Source organism: Parabacteroides sp. AF19-14 (genome assembly GCF_003635485.1).
In the GTDB taxonomy this organism is placed as follows: domain Bacteria; phylum Bacteroidota; class Bacteroidia; order Bacteroidales; family Tannerellaceae; genus Parabacteroides; species Parabacteroides distasonis.
Genome location: NZ_QTMJ01000004.1, coordinates 244319 through 264282, shown reverse-complemented (window position 1 = coordinate 264282; position 19964 = coordinate 244319). Strand labels below are relative to the sequence as shown.

Here is a 19964-nt window from a genome sequence, read left to right as displayed (position 1 = left end):
TTCTATGATATTTATGCTCTGCAACATACTTAACACCTTTTTACATATTTCGTATCTTGTTTAAATTCATCACTGCTATATTTGATTCAAATCTGAAACGCAATTTCAAATATGGAAAACACGCTACCAAATATGGAAAAAGTGGATGAGAACTATAAAGTGCCTAATTTAGAGAAGGGCATTGCAGTTCTTGAGTACCTTTCCTTGCGGTCGGCGGGGGAAACATTGCAAGATATTAAGTCGGCGCTCGATATATCGCAGACCACGGCTTACCGTATTTTGAATACATTGGTGCGGCTGGAATATCTTAATTTTAGTGAAGACACGAAACGCTATAAACTTTCCCGAAAATTATTGACTCTTGGTTTCAGATCCTTGAATGAACACAATCTTTTAGAGACCGTCTTGCCACATTTGCGTGATTTACGTGATCAAGTGAAAGAGACCGCTTGCTTTGGTGTCTTGGGAGATGAGAAAGGGATTTTTATCGAACAAGCGCAAGGACATCATACGTTCCGCTTCGTCCTGTCGCCGGGAAAGCCGTTTGAGTTGCATTGTTCGGCTCCCGGAAAGGCGATTATGGCTTATTTGCCGAAGACGGTGCGAGATCGCTACCTGTCCTACATGACGTTTACACGGTATAATTCCCGGACGATCACTTCTCGTGAGGCCTATTTGGAGGAATTGGAGAAGGTTGGTAAACAGGGATATGCCATGGATAATGAAGAGGAGCTGAGCGGCGTGATCTGCGTAGGCGCCCCGATCTTTAATTATACGGGATATCCTTGTGGAGCGATTTGGATCTCCGGCCCGAAAGACCGCTTATCGAAAGAGGTGGTGAAAAATACGGTGAAGGTGATCAAGGAGGTTGCCGGGGTGATCTCGAACGAACTAGGATTTAGAAAATAAGGAATACAAAATATACCATGAACACACGAAAATACTTGATAAAAAACTCATTGGTGGCTTGTCTTGTCGGCTGTTGCGTTTCTCTCGCTTCAGCCGGCAACCCACCTTTCTTTACTACGGATGCCGTATTAAACGCGAAGGGGGAGCTATTAATGACACAGAAAGGAACGAGACATCTGGATATCTTTTCAGCGGACGGTAAGAGCTTGCTTCATTCGTTTCCGTTTGATGAGATCCCGACCGGATTGCTTCCGGATGGGGATAAGGTGTATGTGACGACCTTCGAGAAGACTGGCCGTTTACAAGTGCTTTCCTTGGAATCGGGTAGGGTGGAATCGGCCATACCGACAGGATCGGGAGCCTGCCATCCGATGTTCGGACCGGATAAGAAACATATATATGTATGTAATCAGTTCGATAATTCGGTGGTCGAGGTGGATCCGGTGATGCGCAAGGTAGTCCGGAGCGTGAAAGTGTTGCGTGAGCCTAAATCGGCGGTATTCAGCAAGGATGGTAAATACATGTTTGTCACGAATTTCTTGCCCTCGCAGCGGGCGGACGTAGATGTGGTGGCCGCTTGCGTATCGGTAATCGAGATGGATGGGTTTACGAAAGTGAAAGATATCCAATTGGCGAATGGTAGCAATGCCTTACGGGGGATGTGTATCACGCCGGATGGGAAATATATATACGTGTCTCATAACTTGGGACGATTCACGGTACCTACTTCCCAACTTCAACAAGGTTGGATGAACACGAGTGCTTTCAGCGTGATCGATGTGGCGAAGCAGGAATTCGTTGGGGCGGTATTGGTGGACGAGCCGGATCGTGGCGCTGCCGGTATCTGGAGTATCGCTTGCGATGACAAGCATATCTTTATCACGCATAGCGGTACGCATGAGGTAAGCGTGATCGATCATCCGGCGATGTTGGCGAAGTTTGAGTCTTATAAGGATAAGAGCCGTCTGGATTACGACTTGAATTTCTTGTATGGACTTCGTGAGCGAGTTCCCTTACAAGGAAACGGTCCTCGAAATTTTATATTTTCGGGAGATAAGTTGATAATCCCTACTTATTTCGCCGATATTTTGAATATCGTCGATATAAATACATTGGAGGTAACGGCTACCGACATGAATCCGGGTCGTACGGAAACGCCGGAGAACAAGGGCGAGAAATATTTTAACGATGCGAATCATTGTTATCAAGGCTGGCAGAGTTGTAATGGTTGCCATCCGGGGGATGCCCGTACGGACGGGATGAACTGGGACTTGATGAATGATGGAGTTGGTAACTCGAAGAATTGTAAGAGCATGTTGTATTCGCATGTGACTCCCCCAAGCATGATCTCGGGTGTTCGTGAGAGTGCGGAATATGCGGTACGTGCCGGTTTTAAGTTCATCCAGTTTTTTGAGCCAGAAGAGGAAATGGCGAAATGTGTGGACGCTTATATGAAATCCTTGCGTCCGGTGCCTAGTCCGTATTTAGTAAATGGGGAATTATCGGATAAGGCGAAAGAGGGAAGAAAGGTGTTTGAGAAACTGAAATGTGGCGAGTGTCATAGCGGTCCTTATTATACGGATATGAAGATGCACCGTATCGGCGAGGATATCGAATTTGAGAAAGGGTGGGACACTCCTACTTTGATTGAGGTTTGGCGTACGGCTCCTTATCTGTTTGATGGGCGTGCGGCTACCATGGAAGAGGTGTTCGAGGTCCATAAGCATGGTATCGATAAAAAGGTCTCCAAGAAAGATGTCGAGGCATTAACGGAATATGTAAACTCCCTGTAAAATAAAAGGATATGAATTATTGTGAGAAAATACATTATACGATATTAAACACTGAGCCGGCTGAGTTTGCGGTTATGGTGGACGATCTATTGTCTCAATTACCTCAAAACGAGGTGATCATGAGACTGGCCTTTTTCGGTACTCCGGGTACGAATGAGGAATACGTGGCACGCCGGGTTTTGCTGCGGGAGAAAATCCGTCGGTATTATGGGGATTGCGAACCGGCTTTGAGCTATGTCTCCCAACCGCCGCTGAACGCTCCTTTGCTGATGGAGGTACATAGCTATGTGCCCGATGCGCAGGATCGGATTACTTTCCGTCATTATCAAGGTGTTCCTTATGTCTTGTTGGAGAATGTCTCGGGACGTTTCCTTTTTGCCGGCGGTTTTCAAGGGGATGTACTCCATTTTGGTATAGAGCCTCAGTCGGTGGAAGCTTTCCGGTTATTGGGGGATGTGCTCCGTCGGGAGGGTTTTCCGTTGAATAGCATTATCCGTCAGTGGAATTATATCGAGCGTATAACAGCTTTCGACGGTCAGGATCAGCATTATCAAGCGTTTAATAACGCCCGGTCTGATTTTTATAGTAAAACGGAATGGACGAATGGTTATCCTGCCGCTACGGGTATCGGGGCGAATCTGGGAGGTATCTTGATTGATGTGGATGCTGCCGTATTTACTACGCCGGACGCTTTCGCTACGCCGATCGATAATAAGTTGCAGGTGGCTGCCCATGCGTATTCGGAACAAGTACTGGAAGTTGCCCGACAAAAGAAGACGACCCCTAAGTTCGAGCGTGCCAAGAGTATGTCTTTTCAGGATCGTAAATTGATTTATATCTCCGGTACAGCCGCTATCCGTGGTGAGGAGAGCTTGAAGGGAGTAGGTCTGGAACGTCAGCTACGGATCACGATGGAAAATATAGCGGAACTGATCGCTGACGCTAAATTGGTTAAGTTACGAGTCTACTTGAAGAATAAATCCGACTACGAGGAGGCTGAGCGTTTGATGAATACCTACGGATTAAATATCCCGATCTCTTATATGTGGGCCGACGTTTGCCGGGATGAGTTATTGATCGAGATCGAGGGAATAGCGATACGTTGAAACAAATAGTACTAACAAATATACACAGAAACAAATGAGAAAAGGTTTGAACATGAAAATGGCGGCTATGGGATTGGCGTTGGCATCTATGGTCGCATGTACGGGAAAGACAACGACAGACGCTACTTGTTGCGCCGCTAACGGGGAGGGTAATTGTCCGGAAGGAACTTGCCGCAAAGAATGCACGAACGCATGTAATACTAACAATCAAAAAAATAAAACAATGGCTTATTCAAAGAAGTACACGAACGCCGATTTTTATAAAGACGGCAAGTTCCAACAAGATGTCGCTATGGAAGCGATGAAAGATATGTTTGCTTTCTACGATGTTCCTTTCACGGAGTTGATGGCGAAAGATATGTGGGTGACAGACTTTGGTTTGGGTGATTTCGAGAATGTAGGTATGGGGGGTATTTTCTGGATCAACGATCCGGAGTATAAGTATTTCGCTCACGCTATCTATTTGTTGCCGGGCCAGATGATTCCGGAACATGCTCACGTAAAGACTGACTTCCCGGCTAAACATGAGTCTTGGATGGTAGAGAAGGGTTGGGTATACAACTTCTCTGAGGTAGGTGACGAGACTCCGAACGCACCGGCTATCCCTGCTGGACACGGACCGATCAAGAGCAAGAATTTCGTGGTTCAGAAGGTCGGCGACGTATTACGTCTGAAGAAATTGGAGACATTCCACTTTATGATGGCAGGTCCGGAAGGCGCTATCGTAGATGAGTGGGCATGCTATCACGACAACGCTGGCTTACGTTTCACGAACCAGAAGGCCGCTTTATAAAAACCTCTAGGGTTATGCTTCGTAATTCTAAGGGTTGCCGATCGTGATCCTTAGGGTTTCAATAAACAACCTTCTAAATTTAAATTTAATACATGAATAAATACTATATAATGGTATCACTCTTGTTGTCGACCTCTCTTCTTGTTTCGGCAGGTCCGAAGCAAAAGAAGGTGGATAACTGGATTGACGCCTCAGTAAAACAAAAGTCTGAGCTTCGTGCCTCTTTGGTGAAGGCGAACATGCCGATCATGTCGGCTTGGATCAAGGCGAAGCAGAAGGCTGTCCCGATGTCCGCCGATTTGACGGGGCTGGATCAGTTGGTGCTTGTTACGGCCGCCGGACCGGATGGTACGGATTGGGATTGGGGTACATGGGCGAACGCCCGTTTAATCAAGGCGGACGGTAGTTCGGTTTGGTTGGATGAGTTAGATCCTGATTATTGGGTTTCTGGCTCGGGCAGTATCCGCAAGAATACGGATTTATACGGGAATCCTTTGTTGATCGGCGGTAAGAAATACGATCATAGTGTATTATGCCATGCCAATGGCGTGATGGTGTACAATATCAATAAGGAATATGTACGCTTCGAGGCTGAGGTGGGTTTGGCCGATCAGTCGACGGTAGGTAGTGTATTCTTCCGTATCATGAATGTTTTCCCGAAGGAGGAGGCCGCACGTTTGCTAGCCGCTTATCCGAAGGAATTGGGGGCCTTAAACGCTAATATCGATGGGTTGGAGAACTGGTTGACTGCCAGTGACGCTTCCGCCGAGCGTGATATTGTCTTGAATCTGGCTTCTCGTCTGAAAGACGCTGCGTATGTAAAGAACGCTGTTAAGCAGATCGAGACGGAAAAAGATATTGATACTCAGATCCGTGAGTATTTGAAACTTTATGAGAAAACTCAACGTATCTGTAATTTGCAGAGCGACTTGAGTTGGTTGAATATGGAGGCGATTCGTTTGGCTTTCAACGATATGAAAAAGTTGAAAGGCTTCGACGCCACTAAATATCAACCGGTTCTGGATGAGTTGGAACAGCAGGTAAAGAAAGGTTTCGATGGCATTTATAGTGGTGATGAGGCCGCTTTGGTTAATGCCGAGAAAGCGATCGCGAATAAACGTACGATCTTGCTGGCGAACCCGTTCTTGGATGGTGATAAAGTCTTGGCTGCCCGCTTTAAATTAGGTGTAAACGCTCATAAGGCAATGGCTCCGGATTTGGGTACGCAGGGTAATAACTGGAGTAACCAAGAGTCCGCCCGCCGTATGGGCTTCGACGCCGATATCGTGGAGTTGAGTAATTTACGCGGGGAGGATGTACAGGTACGGTCGATCTATAAACCGGAAAACGGTTCCTCTGTCGCCGACTTGCGGATGCATTGGGATGGCGATCGTGCTATGTTTACCCAGACGATGCCCGATAAGCGTTGGAACGTATTCGAGGTGAAATTGGATGGCTCGGGCTTTAAGCAATTAATACATAACGAGGAGCCGGATCTGGAGTTTTATGATGGAACCTACTTACCTGACGGACGTATCATCGCCAACTCGAATATCGGTTATCAAGGCGTGCCTTGTGTAAGCGGTGATGACCCTGTCGGTAATATGGTACTTTATACGCCGGATACGAAGAACTTGCGCCGTCTGACTTTCGATCAAGACGCAAACTGGAACCCGGTAGTGATGAATAACGGTCGTGTGATGTACACTCGTTGGGAGTACACGGACTTGACGCACTATTATTCCCGTATCGTGATGAACATGAATCCGGATGGTACGGAGCAGAAAGCGCTGTATGGTAGCGGATCGATGTTCCCGAACAGTACGTTCGATATTCAGCCGTTGCCGGGCCACGGTTCCGCTTTCGTGGGAATTATCTCCGGTCACCATGGTATTGCCCGTTCCGGTCGTTTGATCGTGTTCGATCCGGCGAAAGCCCGTAAAGGCGCCGCTGGTATGGTACAGGAGATCCCGTATCGTAACCGGCCGATCGTGGAGGAGATTAAGGATGAGTTGGTAAATGGCGTATGGCCGCAGTTTATCAAACCGACTCCGCTGAATGATAAATATTTCTTGGTGGCCGCTAAATTAGATCCACAGGATTTATGGGGTATCTATTTGGTGGACGTATTCGATAACGTGACTTGTTTGCGTAAGGTAGAGGGTGAGGGCTATATCAGTCCGGTTGCCGTACGTAAGACACAGACTCCTCCGGCTATTCCGGACCGTGTGAAATTGAATGACAAAGAGGCTACGGTCTTTATTCAGGATATTTACGAGGGAGAGGGTTTGAGAGGCATTCCTCGGGGTACGGTTAAGTCTCTTCGTCTGCACGCTTATGAGTATGCTTACGTGAAGACTACCTCCGATCATAACTGGCATGGAATCCAGTCCGGTTGGGACATCAAGCGTATGTTGGGTACAGTACCGGTAGAAGAGGATGGCTCCGCTATCTTCAAGATCCCGGCGAATACGCCGATCTCTATCCAGCCGTTAGACAAAGACGGAGTGGCTATCCAGTGGATGCGTAGCTGGTTGACCGGTCAGCCGGGCGAGGTGGTATCTTGTATCGGTTGCCATGAGGACCAGAACCAGATTCCTATCCCGAAACGTGTGATGGCTTCGCAGAAAGCCCCGCATGCGTTGACTCCGCCGGAAGGGGGGACCCGTTCGTTCACGTTCGATCTGGAGATCCAACCGATCTTGGATCGCGCTTGTATCGCTTGCCATAATGGTGAGGGTAAGGCTTTCGACTTGCGTGGGGGCAAGAAGGATAAATTAGGTTATGGCACTTCTTACTTGAATCTGCATCCGTATGTACACCGTCAAGGTGGCGAGGGTGATATGGTGGTTCTTCAACCGTATGAATATCATCCGAACACGAGTGAACTGGTTCGTATGTTGAAGAAAGGGCACTTTAACGTGCAACTGACGGATAAAGAGTGGAAAACCCTTTATAACTGGATTGATTACAACGCTCCGGATAAGGGTTATTTCAATGCGAATGTGCTTTCGAAGGATATCATCCCGTATCAAGGCTTCGACCAGATCAAGCGTCGTAAAGAGTTGACGGATAAGTATGCGAATGGCGCAGGCGTGGATTGGAAGAAAGAGATCTCCGATTATGCCGCTTACTTGAAGGGTAAAGGTGAGATCAAACCGGAGATGCCGGAGAAATTGGCTCCTGTCAAGGAAAAAGAGTTGAAGGTGAAAGGTTGGCCATTCGATGCGGACCGGATCAAGGCTATGTTGGCCGACGAGAAGGAAACCCGTAAGGAGATTGAGTTGGCTCCGGGTATCAAGATGACATTTGTTCGCGTTCCGGCCGGACAATTCGTGATGGGTAGCTATCGTGGGCAATCCGATACTCGTCCGACGGCGAAAGTGAAGATTGACAAAGCTTTCTGGATGGGTGAGTTGGAGGTTACGAATCAGCAATTCAACGTGATTTTCCCGGATCACGACAGCCGTTTCGTGGATCAGCAATGGAAGGATCACGTGGTTCAAGGATATCCCGCTAATAAGCCAGAGCAACCGGTAATCCGTGTAAGTTACAATGACGCGATGGATTATTGTAAGAAGCTGAGTGAGAAAACAGGCTTGAACATCACGCTTCCGACCGAGGCGCAATGGGAATGGGCTTGTCGTGCCGGCAGCGATCAAGATTTCTGGTATGGCGATATGAATGCGGACTTCGGCAAAAAGGATAACCTAGCCGACGTAACCACGCTTCTGCTTGCCGTAAGCGGTATAGACCCGCAACCGATGCCTAAGACTTCTTATTGGTACAAGTACTATACTTACTTACCGAAAGAGGAAGGCGTGGATGATGGCAATTTGGTTCAGGTGGGTGGTAAGCAATATGAAGCGAATCCGTTCGGTTTGTATTGCATGCACGGTAACGTGGCGGAATGGACTCGTTCAGATTACTTGCCTTATCCTTACAACGAGAAATCGAAAGAGGTTTCCGAGTATAAGGTGGTTCGTGGCGGTTCTTATATCGAGCGACCGAAATTCTCGACGGCTTATACCCGTAAAGGATATTATCCGTACCAACGTGTATTCAACGTAGGCTTCCGGGTAATTATTGAGGATTAATAGACAAGGTCTATTTATAGATAGATAACATGGATGCGGCAAATTAATCGCCGATTCTTTCAAAAATGATTAATCTGCGTACATTTGTCGCATCAGTGTTATTAATAAATGAGCAAATGAAAACTCTAGAAAGATTTATCTCTTCTTCTGTGACGACTATCGTCCTACTATTGATCTACGCCTTTGGCTTGGCTATCGCTACTTTTATAGAGAAGTATCATGGTACTGCCGCCGCTAAAGCGATGATTTACTATTCTCCTGTATTTTTCTTACTCCAATTCTTATTGGTAGCCAATTTCGTGGCTATCGTTATCAAGCACCAGTTACTTAAGCGGCGTAGATGGGGATTGATGGTCACCCATGCCGCCTTTATTGTCATCCTTCTGGGTGCCCTTATTTCCCACCTTTTCGGCGAGGAAGGAATCCTTCACCTGCGTGAGGGAGAGGCTAGCGATCGTATCATGATCCGTACCTCGGACCAGACTCTCTATCATACGCTTCCTTTTAGCGTAGAACTCGTGAAATTTACCTTAACCCGCTATCCCGGCTCTGCCAGTCCCTCTGCTTATGAGAGTGAGTTGCTGGTACATGTAGATGGACAGACTCGCCATGCCCGGGTATATATGAATAATGTATTAGACGTGAAAGGCTATCGCTTCTTCCAAGCCTCCTATGACCCGGATGAGCAAGGAACGGTACTTTCCGTGAACCGAGATGTGGCCGGAAGGAATATTACGTATACCGGCTACGTGATTTTAGTGATCGGCTTTATACTTTGCTTGGTAGGTAAAAACTCCCGTTTCATGAAATTAAGCCGACAGTTGAAAGATTTAAGATCGGGCGCTCGTAAAACGACCCTGTTAGTAGCGATTCTTCTTTCCGTAGGGGGCTTGCGGGCGCAAGGTGCGGCCGCTCCCGAGATGAAGGAGGCCATACAGAAATATGCGATAAGTCCGGAACATGCCGCTAAGTTCGGTGCGTTGCCGATCCAATCGGTAAGCGGACGTATGTTGCCGATCAATACATTTTCTTCCGAGGTACTGCGAAAGTTGCATAAATCGGATCAGTTCGGTTCCTTGAACTCTGATCAGTTCTTGTTGAGTGTCTTGGCTATGCCGGATATGTGGGTCCGGGTGCCGTTTATCGCCTTGTCTAATAGTGAGCTGGCTAATTATTACGACCTTACGGATAAGGATTGCGCCTATATAGAGGTATTCGATAGTAACGGACGCTATAAATTGCAAGAGAAGCTGGAAGAGGCCTACAATAAAATGCCAGCGGAGCGTACCCGCTTCGATAAAGACTTGATCAAGCTGGATGAGCAGGTAAATATCTTCCATCAATTGATCAATTACCAGATGTTAAACCTTTTCCCGAAAGAGGACGACCCGGATCACAAATGGTATGCGCCGGGCGATGATTTATCGGCGTTTTCCGGAAAGGACTCCATGTTCGTTACCCACATTATGGGCTGGTATTTATCGGAGGTACAGGAAGGATTGAAGAGTGGTGATTGGGAGAAAGCGGACGAGGTAATCGGAATGATCCATACGTATCAGCAAGCCAAGAATAAGACGGTAGACATTCGCCCTGAGAAAATACAGGCCGAGATTAAATATAATCAAATGGATGTATTCCGGCAATGTAAGAAAGGGTACTTGATTTTGGGAGGCTTGTTGCTGGTCTTCGCTTTCGTGGCCTTATTCAAGAAGGAAAAATGGGTTACCTATATGACTTGGTTATTGAGTCTGGGCATTTTGGCCGTATTCGTTTTCCATATGTATGGGATGGGAATGCGGTGGTATATCGCAGGTTACGCCCCTTGGAGCAATTCGTACGAGACGATGATTTATGTGGCTTGGGCTACGGTGTTCGCCGGGTTGTTGTTCGTACGCAAGAGTACGCTTACGTTTGCGTTGGCTACTTTATTCGGGGGGATCATCTTGTTCGTGTCCGGCTTGAGTTGGATGGACCCGCAGATCAATCCGCTGGTTCCGGTCTTGAAATCCCCATGGTTGATGTTCCATGTGGCGGTTATCGTGGGAGCTTACGGTTTCTTCGGTATTAGCTGTCTGATCGGCTTGACGAATCTGGTGATGATGAGCGTAAGCGGGGAGAAGAACAGCGTGATGCTCAAAGAACGGGTACGAGAATTGAGTATCGTGAACGAGATGTCACTTTGGATCGGATTGGCCCTGATGACGATCGGTACTTTCTTGGGAGCGGTCTGGGCGAATGAGTCGTGGGGACGTTATTGGGGCTGGGACCCGAAGGAGACGTGGGCGTTGATTACGATGGTGATATATGCGATCGTGACGCATCTCCGCTTGATACCGAAATGCAATAACCTGTGGTTGTTTAATTTTACGTCTATCTTGGCCTTCTATTCGGTGTTGATGACCTTCTTCGGCGTGAATTATTTCTTGAGTGGCATGCACTCTTATGGCCAGAATGACAACGTGAACGGGATATTTATTTATCTTTATCTGTCGATCATCCTAGTATTGGGGGCTGGCTTTATATCCTATCGGAAGAGAACGAATTTTAATAATATAATTGTCTAACTATAAATTGAATAGATCATGAGAACATTTAATCACGTAGGAATTGTCACTACGGAAAGTAAAGAAGGGGCGGTTTATAACGAAGGCCTGAGTGTATGGTTGACGGATTACAGCAAGAGTCCGAACCGGATCGAGTTCTTGAAATTCGAGAAAGGCAGCTGCTTACCGGAGTTGGTACAGACCAATGGCCATATCGCTTATACGGTTCCTTGTTTGGAAAAAGAGTTGGAAGGTAAGAAGGTAATCTTCGGCCCGGCTGTTTGCGACGAGCACTTGACGATCGCTTTCATCGAGGAAGAAGGTATCGCTATCGAGATCATGGAACTAAAATAATTCGTAAATCAAAATTCATAAATCTAAAGGAGGATAATACCATGTCAGACATCAAGACAAAATTCATAAATGATCCTGAGAATATTACGGCTGAGTTATTGGAAGGTTATGCGTTAGCGTATCCGAATCAAGTAAAGTTGGCGGCTGAGAATATCGTCGTACGTGCTAACCCGAAAGGCAATGATAAGGTAGCGATCGTTACCTTAGGCGGTTCCGGTCATGAGCCTGCCTTGAGCGGTTTCGTAGGAGAGGGCATGTTGGATTGCTCCGTCGTGGGTGACGTATTCGCCGCTCCGGGTGCCCAACGTTTGTTTCAGGCACTGCAATTGATGGATCGTGAGGCCGGGATCTTGCTGGTCGTATTGAACCATTCCGGCGACGTGATGAGCGCTAATATGGCTTGCCAGTTGGCTGCTCGTAAGGGTATCAAGGTGAAGAAATTACTTACGCATGATGATATCAGCGCAGGTATCGGGGCGAATGTAGATGATCGCCGTGGCTTGGCCGGTTGTGTTCCTTTGTATAAGATATTAGGTGCCGCCGCCGAGGAAGGGAAGTCTTTAGACGAGTTGATTGAGATAGGTGAACGCTATAATAAGAACGTGGCTACCTTGGCTGTCGCTATGCGTTCTTGTACGCATCCCCAGAACGGAGGTACGATCACGAATCTTCCCGATGGAATCATGGAGATCGGTATGGGCCAGCATGGCGAAGGCGGTGGTGGACAGAAACCGTTGGTATCCGCCGATGATACGGCAGCGGAGATGGTAGGCCTACTTTGCCAGCAGTTACAGCCAAAAGCCGGTGATAAGATGTTATTGATCATTAACGGCGTAGGCGCTACTACCCATATGGAATTGAATATCATCTTCCGCAAGGCTTATAAGGAATTAGAGGCTCGTGGCTTGCAGGTGGTGGTAAGCCGTATCCAAGAGATCTTGACCGTACAGGAGCAAGCCGGATTCCAGATGATCATGGCGATCTTGGATGAGGATCATATCGATTATTTGAATAACAAACGTGCGGACGCACCTTATTGGACAACCCTAGGTAAATAAATAATATACATGAAACAACTTACTATCGAGGCCTTCAAGGCCATGTTAGACAATGCGCTGAAACAGATCAAGGCACGTGAGGAGGAATTTTCTAAATTGGATGCCGTAATCGGGGATGGAGATCATGGTACCGCTATCGTTGCCGCTATGACTGCCGTGAATAAAAGCGCTCAGTCTGGAACGGAGTTCAAGCAAATGCTTGGTGATATGGGTATGGACGTGATGATGGAAGTGAGCGGATCGACAAGTACCTTGCTCGGCGCTTTCTTCTTGGGCATGAGCGATCATGCAGAGGGAACCGAGTTGGATGCCGCAGGCGTGAAAGCTATGTTCGCCGGTGGCTTGGCGAATGTGCAACAACAAACCCAAGCGAAACGAGGCGACAAGACGATGATGGATGCCTTGATCCCGGCGGTGGAGGCTATGCAGGCTTGTACGTCGGATGATATCAAGGAAGTCTTGAATGCTGGCGCTAAAGCGGCGCTTGAGGGAGCGGAGGCTACGGTACCGATGAAAGCTAACTTTGGCCGTGCCCGTAACTATGGCGAGCGTTCGATTGGTTTCGCTGATAGCGGGGCTACTTCTTGGAGCTGTATGTTCGCTTCTTTTGCTGAGGCGCTATAAAATAATACACAGCGTGAGACGGGGCGTGCCCCGTCTCTATAAAATATAATAATATAACGAATAATAAATATGGCAGATTTAGATGATTTAAGAGAAGGTGCGGACTTCGGTTTAGGCATCAATTGTGAGAACCAGAGTTTCCATGTGAAGGGAGCCGAGAACTTACCTTGGGGTATGAAAGACCGTTTATCCCGTATCTTCAACCCGAAGACAGGCAAGGCGGTTATGCTTGCTTTTGACCATGGTTTCATCATGGGGCCGACTTCCGGTCTGGAGCGTATCGACTTGAATATCGTTCCTTTGATTGAATATGCGGATTGCTTGATGTGTACCCGTGGTATCCTGCAATCTACGATCCCTGCGAATACGACGAAACCGATTTGTCTTCGTTCGGACGCTGGAACGTCTATCCTTACGGATTTGAATGATAATGTATTGATCGATATAGAGGACGCTATCCGTATGAACGTCTCCGCCATGGCGGTTATGTTGGCTATCGGCGACGAGGCGCATGAGGCTAAGACTGTGGCTAACTTATATAAGGCGGTCGATAAGGCTAGCCGTTACAATATCCCGGTAATGGGTGTTACCGCCGTTGGTAAGCAAATGGCTCGAGACGCTCGTTATTTCGGTCTGGCTTCCCGTATCTGTGCGGAGAATGGCGCTAATATCGTGAAGACCTACTATTGTGAGGGCTTCGAGAAGGTAGCCGCCGCTTGCCCGGTTCCCGTGGTAATCGCCGGTGGTAAGAAATTACCGGAGAAGGAGGCGTTGGAATTATGTTATAATGCGATTAACGACGGTGCGGCCGGCGTGGATATGGGACGTAATGTATTCCAGAGTACTTCTCCTGTCGCCATGATCCAGGCGGTTCATGCGGTCGTGCATCAAGGTATCACGCCTGATCAGGGATATGAGTTGTTCCGTGACTTAGCGAAATAAAGAAGAATGAACCAATGTGTCGTTTCGCTAAATGTGTCAATATGCCAATGCGAATACAACACACATGATCTTTTTTTGCAGGGTGGATCCCATGTGTCCATCCTGCTATAATTGGCATATTATCTAATTAGTACATTATTATATACCATGAAAATCTATACTTTTATATTATCCGCATGCCTGCTACTCGTATGTTCCGCATGTCATGAGGCATCGCATCATCTTTTATTAGGCGGTTCCGGCTGGGACAAGATCGCCATCGTAAACAAGAACACGAAAGAAATTGAATGGGAGCATCCCTTGGAAAAAGGATGGGAATGTAATTCCGTAGCTGTTACTCCCGATCGGAATATCCTTTTTTCCTATTCGAAAGGGGCAAAGCTAATCACCCGGGATCATGAGGAGGTCTGGAATATCTCCGCTCCGGAAGGGTGTGAGATGCAGACAGCCCGTGTACTTTCCAACGGTAATTATTTATTGGCGTGGTGTGGAAACCCGGCTACGATCATGGAAGTGAACGCAAAAGGAGAGATCCTGTCGAAAACAGATTTCGATACCCGAATTGAGCAACCCCATGCACAATTCCGTCAAGTAAACAAGAATAAGCGGGGCAATTATCTAGTGCCCTTGTTCGCTACCTCCGAGATCCGGGAAATATCCCCGTCCGGTCAATTGCTGAAAAGCGTGAAAGTAGACGGTAACCCGTTTAGCGTGGCTGCGTTGGATAACGGTAATTATCTGGTCGCTTGCGGTGATGCCCATTGCTTCATAGAGCTGAATTTCGAGACCGGAGATATCGTTCGCAAGGTGAATGCGAACGATATCGAGGGAGCCCAGCTTTTCTTTGTTGCCCAGTTGCTCCCTAAACGGGACGGTGGTTTGTATATCTGTAACTGGCAAGGCCATGACGGAGAGGCTGCGAAAGGACATTACCCGCAGTTGATCGAGATAAACGGAGCCGGAAAGATGGTCTGGGATTTGAATGATAACGCTACCTTCGGGATGATCTCCTCTATTTGTCCGATCGATTAAAGATATATCCGGATTATTAATTATATTTGTACACCTAAATTCTAAATAAAGCATGGAAGAGAAAAACACGAATGCTACTAAACGTCGAAACCCTGTGACTTGGGTCCCTAGTGTCTATTTTGCTATGGGATTGCCTTTTGTAGTGCTGAACATGGTTACCGTACTCATGTTTAAGGGATTGGATATATCGGATGCCCAGATTGCGTTATGGACCTCGGTTATCATGTTACCTTGGACCTTAAAGCCTTTATGGAGCCCGTTTTTGGAAATGTATCGTACTAAGAAATTCTTTGTCGTATTGACCCAGTTGTTATCCGGTTGCTTATTCGGTTTAGTGGCCTTGGCGTTAAACTTGCCGAGTTTCTTTGCTCTATCTATCGCATTATTAGGTATTATAGCGCTTAGCGGGGCTACGCATGACGTGGCAACGGATGGCGTTTATATGAAAGAGCTCTCGCCGGAGGATCAAGCCAAATATATCGGTTGGCAAGGTGCGTTTTACAATTTGGCGAAGATCGTAGCCACGGGTGGTCTGGTTTATCTGGCGGGTTATATGATGCAATATTTTACCGGGATAGGATTGGAGAAAGAGGCCGTGATATACGCTTGGATGATCGTTATGCTGCTTTGCGGTACGATCATGATCCTGCTTGGTTTTTATCATATGAAGATGTTGCCTTCGGGTGGGAAAGCCGCTACCAGAGAACATTCGTTGAAGGAAAGTATGGCTGAGTTATGGCTGGTCTTCAAGGAGTTCTTCACGAAGAAGTATATCGTGTGGTATATCTGTTTCATCATATTGTATCGTTTTGCCGAGGGTTTCGTGATAAAGATCGTACCTTTGTTCTTGAAAGCTCCGATAGCTGATCAAGGATTAGGACTAACGGAGCAAGAAATTGGTTTGTATTATGGTACGTTTGGGGCGGCGGCGTTCGTGCTGGGTTCTTTGCTTGGTGGATATTATATCTCGGCCAAGGGATTGCGAAAGGTATTGTTTACGCTTTGTTGTTGTTTCAATATACCGTTTTTGGTATACACGTTCTTGGCGTGTTTCCAGCCTGATAATGGTCTCATTATCGCTTCCGCCATCGTATTCGAGTATTTTGGCTATGGATTCGGTTTCGTGGGCTTGATGCTGTTTATGATGCAACAGGTAGCTCCGGGCAAGCATCAGATGGCGCATTATGCGTTCGCTTCAGGTATCATGAACCTTGGCGTAATGCTTCCGGGAATGATGAGCGGTTTCGTGAGCGACTGGCTAGGTTATAAGTATTTCTTTATCGTGACCTTGCTGGCGATGATCCCTTCATTCTTGGTAGCCTATTTCGTACCGTTCACGTATGACGATAAAGGTAATAAGTTAGTACAGTAATATTTTAATAGGATTAGTTATGGATAATTTGAAAATCGTAGGCGCTCCGCTGCCTAATATGCCTTGGGAAGATCGTCCCGAGGGTAGCAAAGAAGTATTGTGGAGATATTCGAAGAACCCGGTGATTCCTCGTGATATCCTTCCGACATCGAACAGCGTGTTCAACAGTGCTGTTGTCCCTTTCAAAGGTGGTTATGCCGGTGTGTTCCGTTGCGACGATACGAATCGCCGGATGCGTTTGCACGTAGGTTTTAGCGCAGATGCCATTCATTGGAGTATCTCCGAGACAAAACTCGAGTTTGAGTGCGACGACAAGGAGATCGGCGAGTTTGTTTACGCCTACGACCCCCGTGTATGTTTTATCGAGGATCGTTATTATGTGACTTGGTGTAACGGTTATCATGGCCCGACGATCGGCGTGGCTTACACGTTCGATTTCGAGACCTTCCATCAGCTGGAGAACGCTTATCTGCCTTTCAACCGTAATGGCGTGATGTTCCCTCGTAAGATTAACGGAAACTTCGCCATGTTAAGCCGTCCGAGCGACAACGGTCATACTCCGTTCGGCGATATATTCTATAGCGAGTCTCCGGATATGTGTTTCTGGGGTAAACATCGCCACGTGATGTCTCCGGCTGCGTTCGAGGATAGCGCTTGGCAGTGTACGAAGATCGGTGCGGGCCCTATCCCTATCGAGACTTCCGAGGGCTGGTTATTGATTTACCACGGCGTGCTTCGTTCTTGCAACGGGTATGTGTATAGCTTCGGTTCCGCTATCTTGGATTTGGAGCAACCTTGGAAAGTGAAATTCCGCTCCGGACCTTATTTGTTGTCCCCGCAAAAGGATTACGAGTGCATGGGAGACGTTCCGAACGTAGTCTTTCCCTGTGCCGCCTTGCATGATCCGGAGACGAAACGTATCGCTATCTATTACGGCTGCGCGGATACGGTAACAGGATTGGCTTTTGGCTATATTGATGAGATTTTGGACTTTACGAAGAAGAATTCTATCATTTAACAGACTCGAGAAGAACAATATACTTTTGTTGTCGAAACAATATACTTTTACACACGAAAGTATATTGTTTTAGAACAAAAAGTATATTGTTTTTTTTATTAGGTAAAAGAGTAAGAGTTATGACAAAGATACAACAGTTTTTGGCAGATCTGCCCGAGGAGAAGAAATCCTTGTTTGTCCCTGTTTTCGGGAGCATGGAGAAATTTTATACGGTAGTTTACTTGATCGCCCGGAATGAGCACGTCACTGATCAGGAGAAGCCAGATCGTTATGAGGATCGTTTACAGGTGATTCGCCAGATACGTAACCGGGTGGAGAAACTAGTTTCCTCGTATGGCTTGGACGGAGGGGAGATCGTAGCCGATATCGCCAGCGACTATTTTGAGGATTATGTCAATTACAAAGAGCCGGAGCTAGACATTACGAATGATGAGTTTATCGCTATCCTCCAGAAAATATAGGAGATAAATATAATTTTATTGTGTGATAGTATCTTTTTGATTGTGAAAAAGCAATCTTGTAAGTCTAAAATGAAAAACAAAAGCTTGTAAGGTTGCTTTTTGTTTTATTATTCTTAACTTGCGGCATCATTATTTAAAAATGTAGGCAGATGATGCAAGAGTTGAATAACTTACTATCCCTTATTGACGCTCATTTTGGAGGATCACAATGGTTTGTTTTTCTATTACTGGGAACCGGATTGTTCTTTACGGTCTATCTTCGGTTTCCGCAATTGCGCTTTTTCGGGCATGCGATCAAGGTCGTGCGGGGGAAGTACGACAATAAGCAAGACATAGGAGATACCTCCCATTTCCAAGCGTTGGCAACTGCTCTTTCGGGCACGGTGGGGACCGGTAATATCGCCGGTGTCGCTCTGGCCATACATCTAGGTGGTCCTTCTGCCTTGTTTTGGATGTTGATGACGGCGTTCTTGGGTATGACTACCAAGATGGTAGAGGTCACCCTTTCCCATAAGTATCGTGAGCAGACGGAAGATGGTACGATTTCCGGCGGTCCGATGTATTATATGAAGCATCGTTTGCATATGCGTTGGTTGGCGGGACTTTTTGCGGTCGCTACTATTTTCTCCTCTTTCGGTACGGGTAGTCTGCCACAGGTAAATAGCATCTCGAACGCCATGTTTTCGGCGTTCGGTATTCAGCAATATATTACCGGGGCGGTTTTATCGGTCTTGCTGGGATTGATCGTGATCGGGGGAATCAAGCGTATAGCGCAGGTTACCGAGAAGTTGGTACCTTTTATGGCGGTCGTCTATCTGCTCGGTGCCTTCAGCATATTGGCCTATAATTACCAGCATATCCTACCTTCGTTTATCTCTGTTTTCTCGAATATCTTTTCCGGTACGGCGGCTACGGGTGGTTTCTTAGGAGCGACGGTTGTCTGGGCTTTTAACCGAGGTGTGAACCGTGGATTATTCTCGAATGAGGCGGGGCAAGGTTCCGCTCCGATCGCTCATGCGGCAGCCAAGACGGAAGAGCCGGTATCCGAGGGTATGGTCGCTTTATTGGAGCCGTTCATCGATACGATCGTGATTTGTTCGATAACCGGCTTGGTTCTATTGTCATCCGGTACTTGGCTGAAAAAGTTTGAGAATAAGTTTCAGCAGGCGGATACGGTAGTCTTGTCCGGTGCTTATCATGAATCGGACCCGGACGGTAAATCCGCAGTGTCGGAGCATGTACTAGGGAATAAGCCCCTGCCTTTTTATACAGGCTCCTTGGAGGTCCGGAACGGACAGATCCTAAATACGGATATAACGTTACTACACGCACGTTCCTTTGCGGATAGCGTGCGGGTCAAGGAAGGGAAGGAGGTGTTGTTTAGTGGTACGCTCTCTGTACGTGACGGACGTATCGAATTACCTATGAATAAAGAGCGTGCGGTGTATTTAACCGGTAAGTCGCTGCTTCATTCCGCCCCCTTGTCTACGGAGGCGTTTAAGAAAGGTTTTTTAGGGGATTGGGGGCAGTTTATTATTCCGTTTTCCCTGTTGTTGTTTGCGTTTTCTACAACGATAGCATGGTCTTACTACGGTGATCGGGCGGTGACCTACCTTTGGGGAACGAAATATGTCCGTATTTACCACGTAATCTATATTGTCGGATTTTTCTTGGCCTCGTTCACGGATACTACTATTGTTTGGACATTATCCGGTATCACCGTGGCTTTGATGACGCTCCCGAACTTGATTGGTATCTTGCTGTTACATAAGGAAGTGAAAAGCTCTGTCAATGAGTATTGGCGACGGATGAAAGAGAAGTTATGAATGTCAATAACATTTTTTGTGTATAATACGCTTTGT

The 19964-nt window shown here is 46.9% G+C and carries 15 protein-coding genes; all 15 read left to right on the top strand.

All coding sequences use genetic code 11. The features are described from left to right. Positions 1–111 precede the first annotated feature (111 nt). The 15 genes from DWX33_RS06065 to DWX33_RS05995 all read left to right on the top strand — a co-directional run bounded on the left by DWX33_RS06065 (position 112) and on the right by DWX33_RS05995 (position 19928). Entirely contained in the window at positions 112–909 is a 798-nt protein-coding gene (locus DWX33_RS06065; RefSeq protein WP_122380016.1) for an IclR family transcriptional regulator, read from the top strand. Positions 910–926: 17 nt separating this feature from the next. Further along, a complete protein-coding gene (locus DWX33_RS06060; protein ID WP_122380015.1) occupies positions 927–2702 on the top strand; it encodes a YncE family protein in 1776 nt (591 codons plus the stop codon). Between the two features lie 11 nt (positions 2703–2713). Continuing rightward, on the top strand, positions 2714–3808 hold the full coding sequence (locus tag DWX33_RS06055) for an endoribonuclease L-PSP (RefSeq protein WP_122144209.1): 1095 nt from the start codon (positions 2714–2716) through the stop codon (positions 3806–3808). 34 nt (positions 3809–3842) lie between these two features. Then, a complete protein-coding gene (locus DWX33_RS06050) occupies positions 3843–4601 on the top strand; it encodes a hypothetical protein (RefSeq protein ID WP_008779695.1) in 759 nt (252 codons plus the stop codon). Positions 4602–4711: 110 nt separating this feature from the next. After that, positions 4712–8698, top strand: coding sequence for an SUMF1/EgtB/PvdO family nonheme iron enzyme (locus DWX33_RS06045; RefSeq protein ID WP_022192620.1), 3987 nt, complete (start codon positions 4712–4714; stop codon positions 8696–8698). A gap of 116 nt (positions 8699–8814) precedes the next feature. After that, positions 8815–11262: a cytochrome c biogenesis protein CcsA gene (gene ccsA / locus DWX33_RS06040; protein WP_022192621.1), complete on the top strand. Its 2448-nt coding sequence runs from the start codon at positions 8815–8817 to the stop codon at positions 11260–11262. Positions 11263–11280: 18 nt separating this feature from the next. Beyond that, a complete protein-coding gene (locus DWX33_RS06035; RefSeq protein ID WP_005857750.1) occupies positions 11281–11595 on the top strand; it encodes a hypothetical protein in 315 nt (104 codons plus the stop codon). Between the two features lie 41 nt (positions 11596–11636). Continuing rightward, the gene (locus tag DWX33_RS06030) at positions 11637–12653 is read left to right on the top strand and encodes a dihydroxyacetone kinase subunit DhaK (RefSeq protein WP_122380014.1); all 1017 of its coding nucleotides are present in this window, start codon (positions 11637–11639) and stop codon (positions 12651–12653) included. A gap of 9 nt (positions 12654–12662) precedes the next feature. Further along, a complete protein-coding gene (locus DWX33_RS06025; RefSeq protein WP_005863034.1) occupies positions 12663–13277 on the top strand; it encodes a DAK2 domain-containing protein in 615 nt (204 codons plus the stop codon). Positions 13278–13346: 69 nt separating this feature from the next. After that, positions 13347–14219 carry a 3-hydroxy-5-phosphonooxypentane-2,4-dione thiolase gene (lsrF, locus tag DWX33_RS06020; protein WP_005863031.1) on the top strand — a complete coding sequence of 291 codons (873 nt, stop codon included), beginning with the start codon at positions 13347–13349 and terminating at the stop codon, positions 14217–14219. 147 nt (positions 14220–14366) lie between these two features. Further along, positions 14367–15251, top strand: coding sequence for a hypothetical protein (locus DWX33_RS06015; RefSeq protein WP_008772435.1), 885 nt, complete (start codon positions 14367–14369; stop codon positions 15249–15251). 52 nt (positions 15252–15303) lie between these two features. Then, positions 15304–16623 carry an MFS transporter gene (locus tag DWX33_RS06010; protein WP_005863027.1) on the top strand — a complete coding sequence of 440 codons (1320 nt, stop codon included), beginning with the start codon at positions 15304–15306 and terminating at the stop codon, positions 16621–16623. A 19-nt stretch (positions 16624–16642) separates the two neighbouring features. Continuing rightward, positions 16643–17641 (top strand): glycoside hydrolase family 130 protein, encoded by a 999-nt coding sequence (locus tag DWX33_RS06005; RefSeq protein ID WP_048928218.1) that lies wholly within the window; start codon positions 16643–16645, stop codon positions 17639–17641. 119 nt (positions 17642–17760) lie between these two features. Beyond that, entirely contained in the window at positions 17761–18102 is a 342-nt protein-coding gene (locus tag DWX33_RS06000; protein ID WP_005863025.1) for a hypothetical protein, read from the top strand. A gap of 149 nt (positions 18103–18251) precedes the next feature. Continuing rightward, positions 18252–19928, top strand: coding sequence for a sodium:alanine symporter family protein (locus tag DWX33_RS05995; RefSeq protein ID WP_197735326.1), 1677 nt, complete (start codon positions 18252–18254; stop codon positions 19926–19928). Positions 19929–19964 lie beyond the last annotated feature (36 nt).